The 15,983-nt window shown below is 32.0% G+C and carries 24 protein-coding genes; 8 read left to right on the forward strand and 16 right to left on the reverse strand.

From position 1 onward, the window contains the following. Position 1: 1 nt before the first annotated feature. From BMW38_RS02645 to BMW38_RS19475, 3 genes are all read right to left on the reverse strand, one after another. Positions 2-706 carry a CoA transferase subunit A gene (locus BMW38_RS02645; RefSeq protein ID WP_017389585.1) on the reverse strand — a complete coding sequence of 235 codons (705 nt, stop codon included), beginning with the start codon at positions 704-706 and terminating at the stop codon, positions 2-4. Positions 707-951: 245 nt separating this feature from the next. Further along, positions 952-1,833: a LysR family transcriptional regulator gene (locus BMW38_RS02650; protein WP_092705693.1), complete on the reverse strand. Its 882-nt coding sequence runs from the start codon at positions 1,831-1,833 to the stop codon at positions 952-954. A gap of 116 nt (positions 1,834-1,949) precedes the next feature. Continuing rightward, positions 1,950-2,339 carry a hypothetical protein gene (locus BMW38_RS19475; protein WP_213031087.1) on the reverse strand — a complete coding sequence of 130 codons (390 nt, stop codon included), beginning with the start codon at positions 2,337-2,339 and terminating at the stop codon, positions 1,950-1,952. Positions 2,340-2,526: 187 nt separating this feature from the next. Here BMW38_RS19475 and BMW38_RS02660 point away from each other — a divergent pair, with 187 nt between their 5' ends. The 3 genes from BMW38_RS02660 (at position 2,527) to BMW38_RS02670 (ending at position 4,457) form a co-directional block, all read left to right on the forward strand. Next, the gene (locus BMW38_RS02660) at positions 2,527-3,354 is read left to right on the forward strand and encodes an RsiV family protein (protein WP_092705694.1); all 828 of its coding nucleotides are present in this window, start codon (positions 2,527-2,529) and stop codon (positions 3,352-3,354) included. Positions 3,355-3,451: 97 nt separating this feature from the next. Next, a complete protein-coding gene (locus BMW38_RS02665; RefSeq protein WP_092705695.1) occupies positions 3,452-3,853 on the forward strand; it encodes a J517_1871 family lipoprotein in 402 nt (133 codons plus the stop codon). A gap of 244 nt (positions 3,854-4,097) precedes the next feature. Beyond that, the gene (locus tag BMW38_RS02670) at positions 4,098-4,457 is read left to right on the forward strand and encodes a hypothetical protein (RefSeq protein WP_092705696.1); all 360 of its coding nucleotides are present in this window, start codon (positions 4,098-4,100) and stop codon (positions 4,455-4,457) included. Here BMW38_RS02670 and BMW38_RS02675 read toward each other — a convergent pair. Beyond that, a complete protein-coding gene (locus tag BMW38_RS02675) occupies positions 4,454-4,591 on the reverse strand; it encodes a hypothetical protein (RefSeq protein ID WP_244524325.1) in 138 nt (45 codons plus the stop codon). The two genes, BMW38_RS02670 and BMW38_RS02675, sit on opposite strands and share 4 nt — an antisense overlap. Before the next feature lie 384 nt (positions 4,592-4,975). On the opposite strand from BMW38_RS02675, the gene BMW38_RS19545 reads away from it, so the two are divergent. The 4 genes from BMW38_RS19545 (at position 4,976) to BMW38_RS02700 (ending at position 7,999) form a co-directional block, all read left to right on the forward strand. Beyond that, the gene (locus BMW38_RS19545; protein WP_244524326.1) at positions 4,976-5,878 is read left to right on the forward strand and encodes a TonB family protein; all 903 of its coding nucleotides are present in this window, start codon (positions 4,976-4,978) and stop codon (positions 5,876-5,878) included. An 86-nt stretch (positions 5,879-5,964) separates the two neighbouring features. Then, a complete protein-coding gene (locus BMW38_RS02690; protein ID WP_092705698.1) occupies positions 5,965-6,381 on the forward strand; it encodes an energy transducer TonB in 417 nt (138 codons plus the stop codon). Between the two features lie 181 nt (positions 6,382-6,562). Continuing rightward, positions 6,563-7,222 (forward strand): YajG family lipoprotein, encoded by a 660-nt coding sequence (locus BMW38_RS02695; RefSeq protein WP_092705699.1) that lies wholly within the window; start codon positions 6,563-6,565, stop codon positions 7,220-7,222. 438 nt (positions 7,223-7,660) lie between these two features. Next, positions 7,661-7,999 (forward strand): hypothetical protein, encoded by a 339-nt coding sequence (locus BMW38_RS02700; protein WP_092705700.1) that lies wholly within the window; start codon positions 7,661-7,663, stop codon positions 7,997-7,999. Positions 8,000-8,177: 178 nt separating this feature from the next. Here BMW38_RS02700 and BMW38_RS02705 read toward each other — a convergent pair whose 3' ends face one another. Further along, positions 8,178-8,441 (reverse strand): hypothetical protein, encoded by a 264-nt coding sequence (locus BMW38_RS02705; RefSeq protein WP_092705701.1) that lies wholly within the window; start codon positions 8,439-8,441, stop codon positions 8,178-8,180. Between the two features lie 230 nt (positions 8,442-8,671). Between BMW38_RS02705 and BMW38_RS02710 the strand changes: the two genes are divergently transcribed. After that, positions 8,672-9,115 (forward strand): BLUF domain-containing protein, encoded by a 444-nt coding sequence (locus BMW38_RS02710; RefSeq protein WP_213031097.1) that lies wholly within the window; start codon positions 8,672-8,674, stop codon positions 9,113-9,115. Positions 9,116-9,781: 666 nt separating this feature from the next. On the opposite strand, the gene BMW38_RS02715 is transcribed toward BMW38_RS02710, so the two are convergent. The 11 genes from BMW38_RS02715 to BMW38_RS02760 form a co-directional block, all read right to left on the reverse strand. Further along, complete coding sequence (locus BMW38_RS02715; RefSeq protein ID WP_092705702.1) at positions 9,782-10,912, reverse strand: phage integrase Arm DNA-binding domain-containing protein; 1,131 nt, start codon at positions 10,910-10,912, stop codon at positions 9,782-9,784. 1 nt (position 10,913) lies between these two features. Next, positions 10,914-11,120, reverse strand: coding sequence for a hypothetical protein (locus tag BMW38_RS02720; RefSeq protein ID WP_005047321.1), 207 nt, complete (start codon positions 11,118-11,120; stop codon positions 10,914-10,916). 9 nt (positions 11,121-11,129) lie between these two features. Next, positions 11,130-11,273, reverse strand: a complete 144-nt coding sequence (locus tag BMW38_RS19405; RefSeq protein WP_004642101.1) for a hypothetical protein — start codon at positions 11,271-11,273, stop codon at positions 11,130-11,132. Then, positions 11,270-11,482, reverse strand: a complete 213-nt coding sequence (locus BMW38_RS02725) for a hypothetical protein (protein ID WP_031977200.1) — start codon at positions 11,480-11,482, stop codon at positions 11,270-11,272. Before BMW38_RS02725 ends, BMW38_RS19405 begins: the two co-directional genes overlap by 4 nt. Continuing rightward, entirely contained in the window at positions 11,470-12,117 is a 648-nt protein-coding gene (locus BMW38_RS02730) for a Sak single strand annealing protein (RefSeq protein WP_092705703.1), read from the reverse strand. Before BMW38_RS02730 ends, BMW38_RS02725 begins: the two co-directional genes overlap by 13 nt. An 11-nt stretch (positions 12,118-12,128) precedes the next feature. Next, entirely contained in the window at positions 12,129-12,458 is a 330-nt protein-coding gene (locus BMW38_RS02735; RefSeq protein ID WP_092705704.1) for a hypothetical protein, read from the reverse strand. 2 nt (positions 12,459-12,460) lie between these two features. Continuing rightward, the gene (locus BMW38_RS02740; RefSeq protein ID WP_092705705.1) at positions 12,461-12,721 is read right to left on the reverse strand and encodes a hypothetical protein; all 261 of its coding nucleotides are present in this window, start codon (positions 12,719-12,721) and stop codon (positions 12,461-12,463) included. 2 nt (positions 12,722-12,723) lie between these two features. Beyond that, positions 12,724-12,912: a hypothetical protein gene (locus BMW38_RS02745; RefSeq protein WP_092705706.1), complete on the reverse strand. Its 189-nt coding sequence runs from the start codon at positions 12,910-12,912 to the stop codon at positions 12,724-12,726. 129 nt (positions 12,913-13,041) lie between these two features. Next, positions 13,042-14,751, reverse strand: a complete 1,710-nt coding sequence (locus BMW38_RS02750; RefSeq protein WP_092705707.1) for a DUF2326 domain-containing protein — start codon at positions 14,749-14,751, stop codon at positions 13,042-13,044. Beyond that, positions 14,741-14,983 (reverse strand): ABC-three component system middle component 6, encoded by a 243-nt coding sequence (locus tag BMW38_RS02755; protein ID WP_092705708.1) that lies wholly within the window; start codon positions 14,981-14,983, stop codon positions 14,741-14,743. Before BMW38_RS02755 ends, BMW38_RS02750 begins: the two co-directional genes overlap by 11 nt. Continuing rightward, positions 14,980-15,972 carry an SMEK domain-containing protein gene (locus BMW38_RS02760; RefSeq protein ID WP_092705709.1) on the reverse strand — a complete coding sequence of 331 codons (993 nt, stop codon included), beginning with the start codon at positions 15,970-15,972 and terminating at the stop codon, positions 14,980-14,982. The genes BMW38_RS02755 and BMW38_RS02760 overlap by 4 nt, the downstream gene beginning before the upstream one ends. Positions 15,973-15,983: the final 11 nt, after the last annotated feature.

Genomic DNA, 15,983 nt, shown 5'->3' on the forward strand with positions numbered 1-15,983 from the left:
TTTATACTGCCTCCGTGCTTAAAGTTTTATGCTCAATGCGTTTTTCAGGTGACGCATTAAGTACAATGCGATTTACATAGATACCCGCCAAATGGATTTCATCCGGATCCAATTCACCAATTTCAACAACCTGTTCAACTTCAGCAATTGTAATTTTTCCAGCCATTGCACATTCAGGGTTAAAGTTCTGAGCAGTTTTACGGAAAACCAAATTACCCGCTTTATCAGCTTTATATGCTTTAACAAGTGCTACATCGGCTGTTAAAGATTCTTCTAAAATGTAGTTTTTGCCTTTAAAGGTACGTTCTTCTTTACCTTCAGCAATCAGTGTACCTACGCCAGTTTGAGTATAAAATGCAGGAATTCCAGCACCACCAGCACGTAACTTTTCAGCTAAAGTACCTTGTGGGGTGAGTTCTACATCAAGTTCACCATTTAAATACTGACGCTCAAATTCTTTGTTTTCTCCAACATAAGAAGAGATCATTTTTTTAATCTGTTTGGTTTGAAGCAAAATACCTAAGCCAAAGTCATCTACACCTGCGTTATTAGAAATACAAGTGAGACCAGTCACACCACTTTGCTTAACTGCAACAATCAGTTTTTCAGGAATTCCGCATAAACCAAAACCGCCAACGGCAAGTGTTTGATTATCTGCAATAACATCTTTCAGTGCTGCCTCTGCATTGGCATAAACTTTATTCATTCTATTGTTTTCCTATATCCCTTAGTGGTTTTAGTTTTAGCATCTAGTTTTATGTTATAGAAGTTAATTTTTTAAAAGGATTAATAAGTATAATCAATGAATCGCATCAAATTAACAACAAAAGATAAGAAGAAAAAGGGCAAAAAATCTTAAAAAAAGTATTTCATTGCATTGAAAATTATCATAATTAAGAAATTCACCTTAGCCGTAAGCTTAGCTCATCCTAAAATACAGTATTTAATTTTTTAAAATTTATATTGAAGTAATGCCTCAATAAATTGAGTTGAAATATTTGAAATTTCAAAGTTCTTTTTATAGACAATCCCAACTGTTTTATGAATAGCTTCGTCTTGTAGCTCAATTAATACATTGTGTTCTTTATCAATGTGAGATGCAAAATGTCTTGGGATTGCACTTACACCAATTCCATAGGCCACAAAACTTGAAAGTGATGAAATTTGATGACATTCAACTTTCAAATCAAGCGTTATATTATTTCGTAAACAATTTTGCTCAACCAAATAACGAACAATCGAAGGTTTTTGCAAAGTGACAAATGGGTTAGAACAAAGCTGTTGCCAGGTAATTGACGCAGACTGTGCAAGTGGATGAGTCTTTGGCAATAGAGCTAAAAAATCTTCTTCAAAAAGCGGTTTAAACTCTAAACCTTCAGTCAGATCTGGCTCAAAACATAGGCCAAGCTCAAAAATACCATCCTGTACTTTTTCGATAATGGTTTCATTAGGAATATCATGAATTGAAAAGTTAAGGTTTGGGTGGAGACTCAAAAACTCATGAATGACTTGAGGCAAAATTGCATGAGTCACAAATGGCATAGAGGCAATACTTAGGGTTCCACGATTAAGCTTAAACCTTTGTTTAACATCATTTTCCATTTCATCCCAATTGGCAATTAATTTTTTTGCATAGGGAATAAGTGATTTGCCTTCCTGAGTTAGTTCAACACGGCGTGTATTACGGTTAAATAGTTTCCCACCTAATTCTTCTTCTAGGCTTTTGATAGTGAGACTTAAAGCGGACTGGCTAAGATGTAAATCTAAAGAGGCATTGGCATAGTTAAGCGTACGAGCAAGGGCCAAAAAAGCTTTTAGTTGTTTAAGCGTCATTTCGTTCCTTTAGATTACAGTTCCAGCCTAGTGCTGTAATTTATACGAAAATTTGTCTAATAAGATGTTTTTTGACAAAAAATTAAGAAAAAGGTATGAGCAGACAAGCGACTCAACTACTTTAGTAAATTTTCCCAACAAAATTCATCTCTGTTGTTTGCAAAATATAGAGCCATTCCAACTCCATGGAAAAATAAATGACCTAACCAAATTACTTGAGGAGCAACTTTTAAACCTTCTAATAAAATAGTTGTTGAATAAATTGCTAATAAAAAGGTGAAGATGATGATGTATGTAACACTCGCTACAAATTTATATTTCGGTGCTAGTTGAGGAATTTTATATCCAATCAAAATTTGCATACCGCAATTTATGATGAGCGAAAGTATACCCATAATGACTTGTGGCACATTAAGATATTCTAAAGAGAGTTGTTCGATTATAAAAATGATTTGCCACAGTAGAAACATACCCAGAGGGTACAATACAAATTTAATCCACATCATATTTTATTTTCTTATCAAGACTTTATAAGAGTATTCTATTGAATAACAAAGATTAAATAAATACTGTTTTTCAAAAAAACTATATCTCAATATAAAGCTAGTCTTAATTCAATTAAAATATTTGTGAATTTTAAATTCATTAAAACTTAATTTAAAAGATAAATGAGATTATGTAAGGGTAAAATTAATGAATAAAACTATTCTTGGTTTAGTGGTAGTGCCACTTATATTGAGTGGATGTATGAAAAAAGCTGAGGAAAAACCTGTAGAAAAAACAGAAAATACTTCAGCTATAAAAACGATCGAACAGCCCCAAACAAAAGAAAATCAAATTCCTGCAATGATAGCGCGCAGTTTTCTCGTGAAGTTTGAACAACCCAAAATTTGTGGGCCTAATCCAGATGTCGAGGGTATTGTATGTACTTCTAAAGAAGCTATTGCACTTAAAAGTAATATTGACTGGATTGATCAAGTAATCGATAAGGAAATCCGTAAAAATTATGCCGAAGCACTTACTCCTGCATCAGAACAGCAAAAGCAGTTAAATCAAACACAAGCTGAGGGGCTTAATAACTGGTCAGATAGTGTGGTTTATCGCTTTAATGGACAGTTTGGTCAATATGTGCAAATTTCAAAAGTTAGCTCAGAATATTCTGGCGGAGCACATGGTATAGCAACTTTTGAAGATTATGTTTTTGACTTGAAAAGCAAAAAACGCATTGCATTAAAAGATATTGTAGTGAATGGAAAAATGAATGCACTTAAAGATGCTTTATGGAAACAGTACGAATATTGGTGCCAAGAAAATGATATGCAGCCCTTTATTAGCAAAGAGGACTTTAAAGTAAGTGAAAATTTTTATATCAACCAGTCGGGTGGGCTGACCTTTGATTTTCAGCTTTACGAATTGGCTCCATATGCCGCAGGTCCTGTGAGTTTAGAGCTCTATGATACGAATCAGCTGATAAAACCAGATTTTTTACCACTAATGCCTACTTTAAAAACTGAAATGTAAGAGCAATAAATACTAAATAAATTACTTAGACCACCTTCGGGTGGTTTTTCATTTTCTGAACTGTTAAATTTTACTCATTATTAAAATGGATAATTTCATGAAAAAGATAATTTTATTAGGAGTGGTGGTTTTATTAGGTGGGTGTTTAACTCCCGCTACTCAAATGATTAATAATAAATTTAGTGAAATACAATCTTCAACACCTTCAGTGTCAGGTATATGGACGATTTCTATCGGCCCTAGCATATCAACAATAAAACTTGATTCAGATGGCAATGGAATACTTTGTGACGATACTAATGGACATGTTGTATTCAACAAAGTTAAGTATGCAAATAATATGATTTACATTCAAAATGGTATGACTCTAGAAGTGAAGCTTCTAAACAAAGATATACTTGAATCTAGAATAACGTTAAGTGCCTCCAATTCAAATATGGTCTATAAAGCCGATAATGACTTAAAGGCAGCTTCATTAAAGTGTACCAAAGAATTATAGATAATTACCTTATAAGTTAGCAGAGGTGTTGACATGATGAAGTGTTAGGAAGGATGGTGCAGAAGTTGATAGGTATTTCATCTTTTATGGAAAAAACTTCCTACTTATAGATTTTGAAATGACTTTTCCACATTTGTAATTATATTTTCTTCTCTCTTAGATTGGACTTCATCTAAATATTATCTTTATTTGTATAAAGTTGTTGATATATAATTATTTTTTAATAGCTTTAAAACTTTAAAAAATGAACTTAAAATATATTTTGATTGCTTTTGGTCTAGTATTCTTTGTGCAAACTATCGTTAGTGCCTTGATTGGCGGGTTAGCGAGGATGATATTTCCACGTAACATTGCTATGGCAATTTTCTACGCAGCAGCCATCCTTATAGTCATTTGGATCGGTTACTATAATACTAAGACCGCTGTAGGTTTTAAGGTGAAGACAGCCTTCAAGTTACATTTACTTATAGCCTTTTTTCCTCTTATTGGTTTATTAGTAGGACCTGTAGAGAAAGTTGTATTAAATATTGTGACTCTATTTATAAGTCTTAATATTGGAACAGCTATCTATTACTTTAAAGGTAAGAATCTAGTATCTGCCTAATCCATTTCAGCTTCTTTTATACGGCTCAAGATGTAGTTAATTACGTCTTGTTGCTCTAGATTGAAGGCTGTCTGTGTTGCTGAGTCTTTATCGCAAGGAAGCTTAGTATGGAGTAGCTCTATTAGCTCATTCAATAATTGTAATCCTTCACCATCACTAAAGACATTGTTGTATTTGTTATTCACTGTCCATTGCTCCTATGATTTGATCAGGAGTCGTATTCTTAGCTTGATCCTTAGACCTGTAAAACCTACTTACTGCATCATCATTTGTTAAAGGTAATTTATTGGTAACGTATTGGAGTAGTCTATTTAGTAAGTTTGATAGAATACATTTTTGAGATAGCGAAAATTTTATGAATAATAAGAAAATAAGTCTATTAAGATAGCCTTCTTAAATTAATTGAGTTGTTTGTAAAATTTGTACTGTTGGATAGCTTTTAAGCTATTTAAATGTGGTTTATATTTTCTAGTTAAAATATATGGACCTATATTAATTAGGATTAAATGAAATTCATTATGAAAATTTTAATAAAATTTATCTTAAGCTTTTTATTTTACTTTGCATTAAATACGTATGCGCAAGGAGCTGGAAATTTTAGAGAATTGCGATATCAAAAGGTTAAGTGGATTCAACCTCCAAGCATTAGCATCAGTAATGATGAGCTACAAGGATATGATAGAAATGTTGTGATAGCAGCAGAAACTAATATAAGTGGTAAAATTACAGCAGTTAAATTGTTGCAAAGTAGTGGAATTAAGAGTTTAGATTTAAAGTTAATAACCGCAGTGGAAAACGCCAGATTTTCCCCTTATCAAGAAAATGGAGTTTTCTATCCAGTCAGATTTGTACAACCCTTCCACTTAGAAGCATCTAGAGAACCTGAACTCGAGGTCTATCCAGAAATAAAAGTAAATGACGAAGATCTGTATGGTCAAAATAGATCAGTATCTATTTTTACAGAAGCTGATGTGAACGGAACTCTAACTAGATCTGAAATTCAAAAAAGTAGTGGGCTTATTAAATTAGATAATTTCGTGCTTGATGAATTTCGTAAACGTGCAAAATTTTATCCATTAAATGTTAATGGAAAACCTTATCCTATTCGTAAAACTGTTGCTTATAATTTTCCCTCATCTATTACCTCAAGCGAAGCTGAAAGATATAAAAAGGAGTACCAGTTAAAAATTTTTAAAGCTTGGAATGTTCCTACTAACTCGGCAGGAACAAATGCAAGAGTTAGAGTCTTATTAACAGATAAAGGTGAGATTGATCAAATAATATTTTTGAATGAGGTACCTAAAGAATTTAAGTTAAGTATTGAACGAGCGATTAAAAAATCAATTCCGTTTACTTTGCCTGAAAATACTGATGTTAGAAAAATAGCAAGAAACTTATCAATTAGCTTTAAGGCAACATAGTTATTTGATATTAATTTAAAATAAAGAACTCATTAGTGTTTTTTTTGAGCTGTTAAATTTTACTTATTATTAAATTGGTTACTTTTATGAAAAAGATTATTTTAACTAGCCTGTTCCTTATTTTATTGGGGTGTGCAAGTAAACCTGTAGAAAGTTTAAATAGAAACTTAGATTTAGATGTTAAAACTCCTCCAAATTTTGATTCAAAAAATTCTTACTATAAGGTTCCTGAATCATTTAAAGTTTATTGGTTAAAAGCTCCATCGCTTACTATTTCGGGAGCAGAGCTTGCAGGACGAAATAGACTTGTGCTTTTAGATGTTAAAGCTGATGAATGGGGAGTAATTACAGAGGTTGTTTTAACTCGAAGCAGTGGGCTAGCAGAGCTTGATGAAAAATCTATGAATGCTGTCAAGTTAGCTAAATTGAAGCCTTATAAAATAAATGGAAAACATGTTCATTTCGATGTAACTCTACCTCTGCTATTTACACTTGAGAACTAGTCTAATATTAATAAGTTTTCATAAAAAAATAATTTATTTGTTTAATAGAAGGAAAGGCTATTCACATGTCTTTAAATAATTATATAAATTTTTAAACCATGTGGCTGAGTATTTCTTTATGTGACATTTGGTAAATAATTTGTTAAATTGTGTGAATTTTATAACAAGCGGTTAAAAACTCATGATGAAAATATTGGCTACAAGTTTAATTGCTTTCAGTTTAGTTGGGTGTGCAACATCAAGGGGCTTAATTGAAATACCTCAAGGTCAAAAACTAAATCAATCCCAAAATATAGTAGCACAAGGCAAATCGATTATAGTGAAGGTTGAGGATGATCGAAAATTTCAAGATAAACCCGCATCAGCTGATATTCCATCTTTAAAAGGTGAGCAATCTAATGCAACAGCAGAAGAAAAAGCCCGAGCTGTTGCTCGTAAAAGAAATGGATATGGAAAGGCTTTAGGGGATATCCTTTTAAAGGATGAGACTGTATCGCATTTGGTTGATAAACGTGTTTCTGAAGCATTGCAGCAGTCGGGATATAAAGTTCTTGCTAATAACACCACTAATGAAGCCAATGCCGATCTGATACTCAATATTAAAATTAATAAATTTTGGTCATGGTTCCAGCCTGGATTTGCCTCAATCAAAATCAATTCTGAAATTGATACCGAAATTTTAGATGCCAAACACCCTAATCGCCCACCATTTAAAATCTATAGCAAGGTAACGAGATCAGCACAGGTAGCGAACGAGTCGAAATGGGTAGAGAATATTGACAAAGTACTCAATGACTACGAGGAAAAGTTAATTATTGAAATTTCTAAGCAAAGTCAGTAGTTTTTATTTAAATCTTTGAAATATATTTAAGTTTAAAAAGCACCCTAGGGTGCTTTTTATGTCTCATCGTTGTTTGTTCACCAGTTGCATTACCATCAATTGATTTAGAAAAGTAATTAAGTATTCCAAACAGCTTTTGTAATAAATTGTGGTAGATTATTAACAATTAAGGTTTTGACAGTATTTTCATGTACCATTGCGGGATTAAAAAAATAAAATCTCTAAGGTAAAATGAAATGAATAAGATAACCCTAATTTTGCTAGCCGCTCTTCTTTTTTGTATTTTAGCGAACTATGAAAGTTTTAACTTATTAAAACCTCAAGAAACTGCAAGTAGTGAAATTAACAAAACTCTTCCCAAAAACTAATCCACCTAAGGGTGGTTTTTTTATACCCTAAGCTCTTAAATTTTAATTATTAATAATAAAGGGTAATTTTATGAGAAAAACTTTAATTGGAGCTTTATTCTTAACATTTGGAGCCTCGGTAAGTGCAGCATCGAAAATTGAAAAAGAGGAAACAAAAAAGTTTTCAACAATGAAGCAATGTATTGAATGGCTAGATTCTAAATATCCAAATAGCAAATGGCATAAAGACAGAGGTGCCTCGTGGAGTTTAGAAAATAATAATTCAAATTTTTTATCTGGAATTACACATGTTCCTAGTGACGAAAATAAAAAACTGACACATCCAATTGCGATTTATTGCAAATTAAAAGAAACAAGTACCGAAGGCGTCTTCTATGAAGGAAAGTATATCGTCATAGAAGCTATTTAATCTCAAATTCAGCTATAAAAAACCCACTCAATGAGTGGGTTTTTTATAGCTGAAGAAAATCAACAAACTCATTGCCAAGAACAATTTTTCTATGATTGGATTGCTCATCGTGTAGTGATTTAAAAACCTTGAATAATTACCCTTTTCTTAGCTTCCATCGTATGCGTACAGCTATATGTCATGAGGGCCTGACTTTAGTTTTCTTTGTCAAAATCTTAATAATTTTAAAAACTTGCTCACCCAGTTTTATCTTTTGATGAACAGTTCCATTGTCGAGCTCATCCCACAACTCAAATGGGAAAAACTCTGAACTATGATCAAAGACCCATAACCATTGATGACTATTGTTAAGCGTATTTACATCAAAACGCACATCCTGAACTTTGACAATCTTAAGTTGTTTATGATGTTCGTCTTGAAGAATAATTTCATGGTTCTCCATTAGACATCCACAAATTAAAGACAATTTTCAATTTTACTGAAATTGATACTTTACTTGTGAGTTTGTTAGTTGGCTTTAATTTACAAAAGATTTCTGGTTGTTAAAGTTTGTCATTTTCAAAATGATAATAATCTTTACTCTTGAAATACAAGGTTTTAAATAGGTTCTGTTGTAAGCGATAGGCGTAAATGTCAGAATGCTTAGCTGACATCTATCTTCGAGTTATCGCTATGAGTTTAATAGGGTTTATGTATGCAAGTAAAACCAATAGTGAACATAGTCAAGTAAAACAAGATTTAATTGATATCCTCACAGAAGCAGTCAAATTCAACTCTTATAATGATATTACGGGAGTACTTTACTATGGTAATGGATATTTCTTGCAGTATTTGGAAGGCGAGAAAGAACAAGTTGAATCACTATTTTATAATTCAATTTTGAAAGATTCGCGACATCAGAACTGTGAAATCATCTTTTCGAAACCGTCCGAACAGCGGTTGTTTAAGCATTGGAGTATGAAATTTGCTCCTATAAATACGAAAATAAAAGATTTCTTTTTTCATCATCATGTCGATGAGTTTAACCCGTATTTGCTTAACACTACATCAATTCCATCTTTTATTGAATTGCTTATAGATCAACCAAATCTTAAAGCTGATCAATATCAAATTTAATCAATGATAGGATCTGAATTAGAGTAGTTTTTTCTACTTAAAAATATTAGCCCTCTAAAGAGGGCTTTTCTTAGTTAACTCGTGTTAGTAAGCCGCAGTCCTTAAGACTGCTTGGCTCACTTAGAAAGTTAATTTATACGAAAATTTGTCTAGATGATATTTCCAAAAAAATTAAATCATATGAAGAATATTTCTTAAATTATTTTAAAAAATATATTATTTAATTGCCTTTATTAAATAATATAGAGATATTAATTTAATTTACTCAATAATTAATAAGTTTTATAAAATAATGAAACTTTAAGAATAATAAATTTTTACCAAATAAATAACATATATATATGTTATTTATAGATATTTTAAAATTTAAATAAATTACATTGTTTTTAAATATTTTAGTGATATTTTATTTTTAGGCACATTTACCTATTACCAAGCATAGATATTGTGATTTTTATCATTATAGGTTTGGGATAACCTAAATATCTTCTGGTAATTTTAAACCTAATATTTATTCTTTAGGGAGAAATTATATCTAGCATTTATTTTAAAGTCATTGATTTTAAAGAATTTTATTATATTTTTTATTTTAATTATTATAGAACTTTTCGAACATATAGAATTATTAGAAAACAATAACTTAAGAAAGGGTTTTGCAGCCCAATCTTATGTCATTTCGGCAAATGGTAATTTAATACCTACGTCCACATCATTCCATATAATTTCATGTCCAGCTTCATAATGTTCAGTCATTTTCTTACTCGTATGCCCAGCTAATGCCTGAGCAGATTTCCCCGCTTTTTTATGCAAGAAAATAGCAAGAGCTCTAATCTCGTGGAAGGTCGGTAACTGTCTTCCAGTTAAGTTTGGATATGCATTTGACTTCTTAACTGCTTTTAAAAAGTTTGAAGATAAATACTGATTATCAATTTGGGTCCAATGTTCTTTCTCATATTTTCTCTTTTTGCCTTGTTTAATCGGCACACGATGAATAATGAAAGGACTCACAATATTATCTTTACAGCGATTTAAAACTTGCTGAAGTTCATTATCAATTTTAATCCGTACATAACCGGCACCTTCAGAAATCTCAAATTCATCTTCAGGGTTATCAGTGGTTTTCTCCTGAGCAACATGCAAGTAGCCATCCTGAATATCTGTCCACTTCATTTTCAGGATATCGACTCGTCTCTGTGTTGTTAGCAAAGCCAAGTCAATCGCATTTTGAAGCCATGCAGGAGAGTGCTTACGAACAAGTTCCAATCCTTCTAAAGTATGTCTTCGTCGTTGGCGCTTCGAATGTTTAGGCATCGTGGCTTCAATAGGATTATCTGGACATAATCCTTTACTGACAGCCACATTAAACAGATCAATTAAAACTCCACGACATCCGTTGCTGGAGGATGCCCTCATATCGTCTAGAAGTTGATTGGCCATAAACAAAGTGATCTGGTCTATTCGTAAATTACCCCATTTCAATTTACAGCGCTCAAGGTAAGACCTATAACTTTCAATTGTTGTGCTGGCTACTGGCTTACCATCTTTACGTCGTTTATTCGCTAAGTACTCATCTGCAAATTCACCAAAAAACACTCCACCCATGACTTTACCAATCAGGTCATCTGACGGGATGAGTAATTCATTAAGTTTACGAGCTGCTGTAATCGCTTTTGATTTATCTGAACCCATTGCATGAAACTTACCTGTTACCGGATGTCGGTAGCGCCATCCACTGCCTTCACCGCGATAAAGATTAGCGGGTAAGTCTTTGTTCTTTGTATTACGAGGTCTTGCCATCTCAACCTCTTAAAACACGGTCAACAAGTTCATTACCGGTACGCTTTCGGTAAATTTCCCAATCTATATACCAGATCCTGCCAATTTGTTCAGCCGGTAGCTCTCCGCGTCGGCAACTACGGGTAATGGTTTGCGGGGCTGGAGGTGTTGCATCCTTGCCACCATAAACCCGTTTAATAAACTCAGATACTTTGATTAGACAAGCCATAGGTCTTCCTTACTTTCTCCAAGTTGCTTCTTTAAATTTCGCCTCATCAACCAAGCTGTCGATTTGAGACGGGTTCACATTGTCGTAGTAATGGTTCATCAGGTTGCCGAACACAATAAGTGTTCGGGCTGAAGATGAGTAACGGAAGCTCATATACATTCCTCCATAGCTTCAAAAGCCTGTTTACGGGCTGAAGCCTGATTCTTGAGTAAAGAGATATGAGCATCTTTAATCAGCTCATTACTCTGCATGACACGTTGCTTGGCGTGGAGGGCAGAGGTCGCTTCAATACGACCCCTTAGAGTGCCGTTGCCATGTAGTTTGGCAACATACCTAAAGATATAGGTACTTAAGCGCTCCATCCCTCCATGTCCTTTTTTGCCTTGCATACCTTCACAATCTGGCTTTCAAAGCTGGTGCCTTTGAAGCGTTTATAGATTGTGCCGAGGTCTGCCTCATTTTGTGTATGTTGAATCGCTTGCAGTGCTTGCTGGAATTCAGCCGTAAGTTGTTGGGCTGCATTCGGCTGTTGCTGCTGGTTCTGTGGCGTTTGCTGCTGTTGAGGTTGAGCTGCCATTTGCTGAGTCTTTTCTTCCTCAGGTAAGTCTTCACCAGCATAGATATATAAACCTAAACCGTGTACAGCAATGCCTTTAACCAGACAACGCATCATGGCCTTATTGATTTCAAATGCATTTGGCTTGGTAATCGCTTTATTACGATAGTCCATCACAGGCAAGAACATGTACATGGTTTTACCAAACACGGTGACATCACAATGAACCATCATAGATCCATCCGGAAAAGTCATCGGATCACGAAAAGCCCAGTTTGCTTGTGGATCTATGCGCATGAGTTTGTCCACGGCCCAAGACCAAGACAGATAAGACATGTTGTTTTTCTTTTCGATGTGTCCAGATACGCTAATCGCTGCTAACTGTTCAAAGTGGTTAGTACTTTCATTGTTTAAAACTGCTGGATTAATTGCTGCATTCATTTTTCTTATCCTTATTTTGAACCAGTAAAGCCGCGCTTCTTCTTATAAGCTTTGCGGTCATATGAAGGGATGTTGCTAAGTTCTAGGGCAACTGCTAATGCTTTTTTTCGCTGGAAGTTAATCACACTCATTAAGGTTGCATACACCTTAGGGCGCTTCGCTTTAAACTCTTCAACATTTAAAGGAGTCTTCACTTCACCTTTTACTGTGTACAACACACTGCCATTTGCATTAGCTGCATAAACAGTCCAGCCGATACGCACAGAGTAGAGACCAGTTAAGCGGTCATGGCCCATATAGGCTTTAATACCATCTGGATGTGGTTTGAATTGAGCATTCATGATTAAGCTGCTCCCTTAGGTTCTTCATAGATCCAAACTTTAGGGTTGCTATCAAACTTGACAGAAAACACACCTGTGCCTTTGGTGCGAATAATTACACTTAGATCATAGGCACACTGTTTTTCAGTAATTTGATGGCCTTTAGATCCCATGCTGCGTACAACTTGCCATGTATAAGGCTGGTGACCTTCTTTATTGATTTCGATAACAGTTTGCAAAACAGCTTGTTGGCGTTCAGATAGGTTGAATGTTGAGTTAGTCATGATCAGCCTCCCATCATCCAAGACGCTGCAGTTACAGCAACCACCCAAAGGATGAATGAAAGGGCAATAAACTTAATGAAGTCGATTACATTGGCTTTAATGGTGGCGAAACGAGAAGGGCGCTGTTCTTCAAGGGTTGGGTGTTGATATAAGCGTGATGTGGTTTGACTGGGAATAGGGTTTTGTTTCATACTTACCTCGCGTTATGCAAAGCCCCGTCTCCGTCCAAAGTTTCGGGGCTTTTTGTTGTCTACGAGATAAATATGAACCAATAGTTCAAATTAGTCAAGAACTATCAGTTCAACTTATTTTGTTTGTGTTTAATCAATTTCACTATAATTAAAATTAAGGAATTTTTTATTTTTAGTAAATCTTGCAATAGTATAAATATCAATATCACCACTATTTATGAAATCAATATTATATTTATCAATACTTAATGTGAAAATATATTGTTTGTCAAAATTATTGAAAAGATCACAAAAATATTCTAATAAGAAGTTAAAGTTTTTATCAGCAGTATCTTGATCCATATCAAAAATATTATCATGAATAAGAAAATTTGGATGTCTATATTTAAATTCATCCGTTATTAATAGTGAAATATCATATAAAAAAACCTTTTCTCTATCTACACTATGACTACCATCATCAGAAATTCTAAGATTAAAATCTAAAATTTCTTTCGTATTATTAGTTTGAATATTGAAAGAACATTTTTGATTCTTCATAACTATCTGATAAATAGATAATAAATTTGATTCAAATTTCTTTATAGATTTTTCATTTTCTAAAATAAACTGATTGAGATCTAGTAGAGCATTAGCTTTGAGAGCATTAAGTTTTTTTAATTCATTTTCAAATTTATCATAAGATTTAATAAGATTTAATAAAGATAATTGTTCTGAAAGTTTTCTATGATATTCTCCAATCGAAATTTTAAGTGTACTGAATAAGTTTTTATCATCTAATAGTTTTACTTGTTCATGAAATTTACTTTCCAATATATCACATTCATCTTCTAATTTCTTTATTGTACTTTTTAAATATTCCGTTCTCGTACTCAATATACTTTTCTGAAAATTATCAATACTATTTTTAAATGAAATTATTTCTTCCAAATTTTTAGAAACTAAATCTCCAAGAGATTGAGAGTAAAACTTATAAGTCTCAGCCACTTCATTAATATTTATATAGTTATCACCGGAAAAAAGATTAATTTTTTTTAATTCACTTTTATGTATAGCAATCTCACTTTTAATAGCTTTAATTTGATTTTCTAAGTTTAGAAGAAGTAATTTTGCGTCTTCAAAACTATCAGCAAACTGAAGGTTATCGATGTTATTTTGTAAGTTTAATATTTCTGAATTTAATTCATTGTATACAGCATGAGCTTCATTAAAATTTAGACCTGTAAGAGTTTTAATATCTTTTTTAATTTTAGCTTTTAAATTTTTTACAGAACCAATTTCAGATATTATATTTTTGACTTCTTTATAGGGCTGAGGATTTATCCCAAAGAAGTATAGGTGAGGGGAGTAATCAGGTGGAATTCTTTTTTGAGTATCATAACAGTTAATTATTGATTTGAATTCAGAGGACTCATCTCTAATGATAGGTCCCATTAAAGTTCTAAAACTTGGGTAATGGTTGCTATCATTAAAATATAAGTTATTAAGATAATCTTTTGCATCTTCTAACTTAATAAATTCAACAATTTTGTTATCTACTTTGAAAAAAATATGATTAGGATTTTTACTTGACCTCTTAATAGTAATATTTTTATTTTTTAGATCAAAGTTTAGACATATAAAACTGTCGTTTAGCAAATGCTTTGGTATTTTTGAGTGTCTTGTATCCTTATAAGTTTTTAATAGGCAAAAGTTAATGAAATCGACACACAGTGATTTACCTACACCATTCGTTTTTACTGTAGTATCATTTTTATCACCTAAAATAATATTCATACCTGAGTAAAAATTTATTGGTGAGAAGATTTCAGGCACACTATACAGTTTATTAAGTTTCATTTTTCAAAAAAACATATGGTTCATTAAAGTCAATAAGATCAATAGTATATAGAAATATTAATGCATTATATAGTGTTTTGGGACTTATTTTTTTTTGAGATTTTAAGTGTTTCATTATATCTAATATATTGATTTTATTTGTTTTTTTATCTTTGAAGAGTTGCAGTATTTGTGCACCAACAATTGGTGGTGCAAAATTTAAATTTTCTGTTTTAACAAACATATTATTCATATTAATGCCTGCTGAATAAAGGCCTCTTGAGGAAAAACATTACATGCAATAAGCTGTTTTATAAGAGAAAATCTAATAGCTCCATCATCATACTCTACATTCTTTTTAGTCAACTTTTCAATAAAAAAATCTGTTAAATTATTAAATGCCAATTGAGGATTATTATTAGAATCTATTAAAATTTGATTACTAATAGTTCTTAAAAAAATTTCCATTTTTCTTTGTTTATTAGAACTAATCTGAAAATTATCTTCTAAGCTCTTGTATATACCTTCATAAAGAATAAATAAACTTGTGTAAGTACTAATTATAAAATGACTATGATCAGAGAAACGGTTATATATTTTATATTCGGGATCAGGTTTTTCACTATAAGTGTTACATTCAATATAGTTTTCATCATCTGAAAGAACCTCAATAATACTTAAGAAAGTATTTACCTCCTTGCAATTTTCAAATTTATTATTATTTTTCTCATTTTCATAGTTTTTTTCGAAGTTCTTTTGGAAGTAAATATGTAAATCATTTAATTTATCTATTGGTAAACTATTAATTCTCTTTATTAAATCTTCTCTATCTAGTATATGATTTCTACTATTAAAATAAGTATTATCTCCAATTTTGATAATTTCTTCTTTGTGCTTCTTCTTTTTAGTAATATTATAGATATATAGTTTTTCAAATTTTTCACTCAATCTATTGGAAATAAATTTATTGACAGTTTCAATATATTTAGCTTTACTATTATTAGATGTAATTTGTATAGCAATTTTTTTTTGTTCATCTTTTAGATCTATAGAAACATAATTAGAACAGTTGAAATTAACGTTTTGTAAATTTAAATCAAATAAAATATTAAAAAGCTCACAGAAAAAATCTTCTGAAACTATATTGATTATGGATATATTCAAGATGCCATAATTCTCAATCTGCACAATTAATACACTTAATTTTTCATTAATGTAAGAAATATATTTTTCTCTATTCATAATATAGTTAT

Source organism: Acinetobacter sp. yr461 (assembly GCF_900110445.1).
Lineage (GTDB): Bacteria > Pseudomonadota > Gammaproteobacteria > Pseudomonadales > Moraxellaceae > Acinetobacter > Acinetobacter calcoaceticus.

Excerpts from the sequence above, each read along its gene's own strand:
- BMW38_RS02645 (WP_017389585.1), bottom strand. The coding sequence starts at position 706 with ATGAATAAAGTTTATGCCAATGCAGAGGCAGCACTGAAAGATGTTATT.
- BMW38_RS02650 (WP_092705693.1), bottom strand. The coding sequence starts at position 1,833 with ATGACGCTTAAACAACTAAAAGCTTTTTTGGCCCTTGCTCGTACGCTT.
- BMW38_RS19475 (WP_213031087.1), bottom strand. The coding sequence starts at position 2,339 with ATGATGTGGATTAAATTTGTATTGTACCCTCTGGGTATGTTTCTACTG.
- BMW38_RS02660 (WP_092705694.1), top strand. The coding sequence starts at position 2,527 with ATGAATAAAACTATTCTTGGTTTAGTGGTAGTGCCACTTATATTGAGT.
- BMW38_RS02665 (WP_092705695.1), top strand. The coding sequence starts at position 3,452 with ATGAAAAAGATAATTTTATTAGGAGTGGTGGTTTTATTAGGTGGGTGT.
- BMW38_RS02670 (WP_092705696.1), top strand. The coding sequence starts at position 4,098 with ATGAACTTAAAATATATTTTGATTGCTTTTGGTCTAGTATTCTTTGTG.
- BMW38_RS19545 (WP_244524326.1), top strand. The coding sequence starts at position 4,976 with ATGAAAATTTTAATAAAATTTATCTTAAGCTTTTTATTTTACTTTGCA.
- BMW38_RS02690 (WP_092705698.1), top strand. The coding sequence starts at position 5,965 with ATGAAAAAGATTATTTTAACTAGCCTGTTCCTTATTTTATTGGGGTGT.
- BMW38_RS02695 (WP_092705699.1), top strand. The coding sequence starts at position 6,563 with ATGATGAAAATATTGGCTACAAGTTTAATTGCTTTCAGTTTAGTTGGG.
- BMW38_RS02700 (WP_092705700.1), top strand. The coding sequence starts at position 7,661 with ATGAGAAAAACTTTAATTGGAGCTTTATTCTTAACATTTGGAGCCTCG.
- BMW38_RS02705 (WP_092705701.1), bottom strand. The coding sequence starts at position 8,441 with ATGGAGAACCATGAAATTATTCTTCAAGACGAACATCATAAACAACTT.
- BMW38_RS02710 (WP_213031097.1), top strand. The coding sequence starts at position 8,672 with ATGAGTTTAATAGGGTTTATGTATGCAAGTAAAACCAATAGTGAACAT.
- BMW38_RS02715 (WP_092705702.1), bottom strand. The coding sequence starts at position 10,912 with ATGGCAAGACCTCGTAATACAAAGAACAAAGACTTACCCGCTAATCTT.
- BMW38_RS02720 (WP_005047321.1), bottom strand. The coding sequence starts at position 11,120 with ATGGCTTGTCTAATCAAAGTATCTGAGTTTATTAAACGGGTTTATGGT.
- BMW38_RS19405 (WP_004642101.1), bottom strand. The coding sequence starts at position 11,273 with ATGAGCTTCCGTTACTCATCTTCAGCCCGAACACTTATTGTGTTCGGC.
- BMW38_RS02725 (WP_031977200.1), bottom strand. The coding sequence starts at position 11,482 with ATGGAGCGCTTAAGTACCTATATCTTTAGGTATGTTGCCAAACTACAT.
- BMW38_RS02730 (WP_092705703.1), bottom strand. The coding sequence starts at position 12,117 with ATGAATGCAGCAATTAATCCAGCAGTTTTAAACAATGAAAGTACTAAC.
- BMW38_RS02735 (WP_092705704.1), bottom strand. The coding sequence starts at position 12,458 with ATGAATGCTCAATTCAAACCACATCCAGATGGTATTAAAGCCTATATG.
- BMW38_RS02740 (WP_092705705.1), bottom strand. The coding sequence starts at position 12,721 with ATGACTAACTCAACATTCAACCTATCTGAACGCCAACAAGCTGTTTTG.
- BMW38_RS02745 (WP_092705706.1), bottom strand. The coding sequence starts at position 12,912 with ATGAAACAAAACCCTATTCCCAGTCAAACCACATCACGCTTATATCAA.
- BMW38_RS02750 (WP_092705707.1), bottom strand. The coding sequence starts at position 14,751 with ATGAAACTTAATAAACTGTATAGTGTGCCTGAAATCTTCTCACCAATA.
- BMW38_RS02755 (WP_092705708.1), bottom strand. The coding sequence starts at position 14,983 with ATGAATAATATGTTTGTTAAAACAGAAAATTTAAATTTTGCACCACCA.
- BMW38_RS02760 (WP_092705709.1), bottom strand. The coding sequence starts at position 15,972 with ATGAATAGAGAAAAATATATTTCTTACATTAATGAAAAATTAAGTGTA.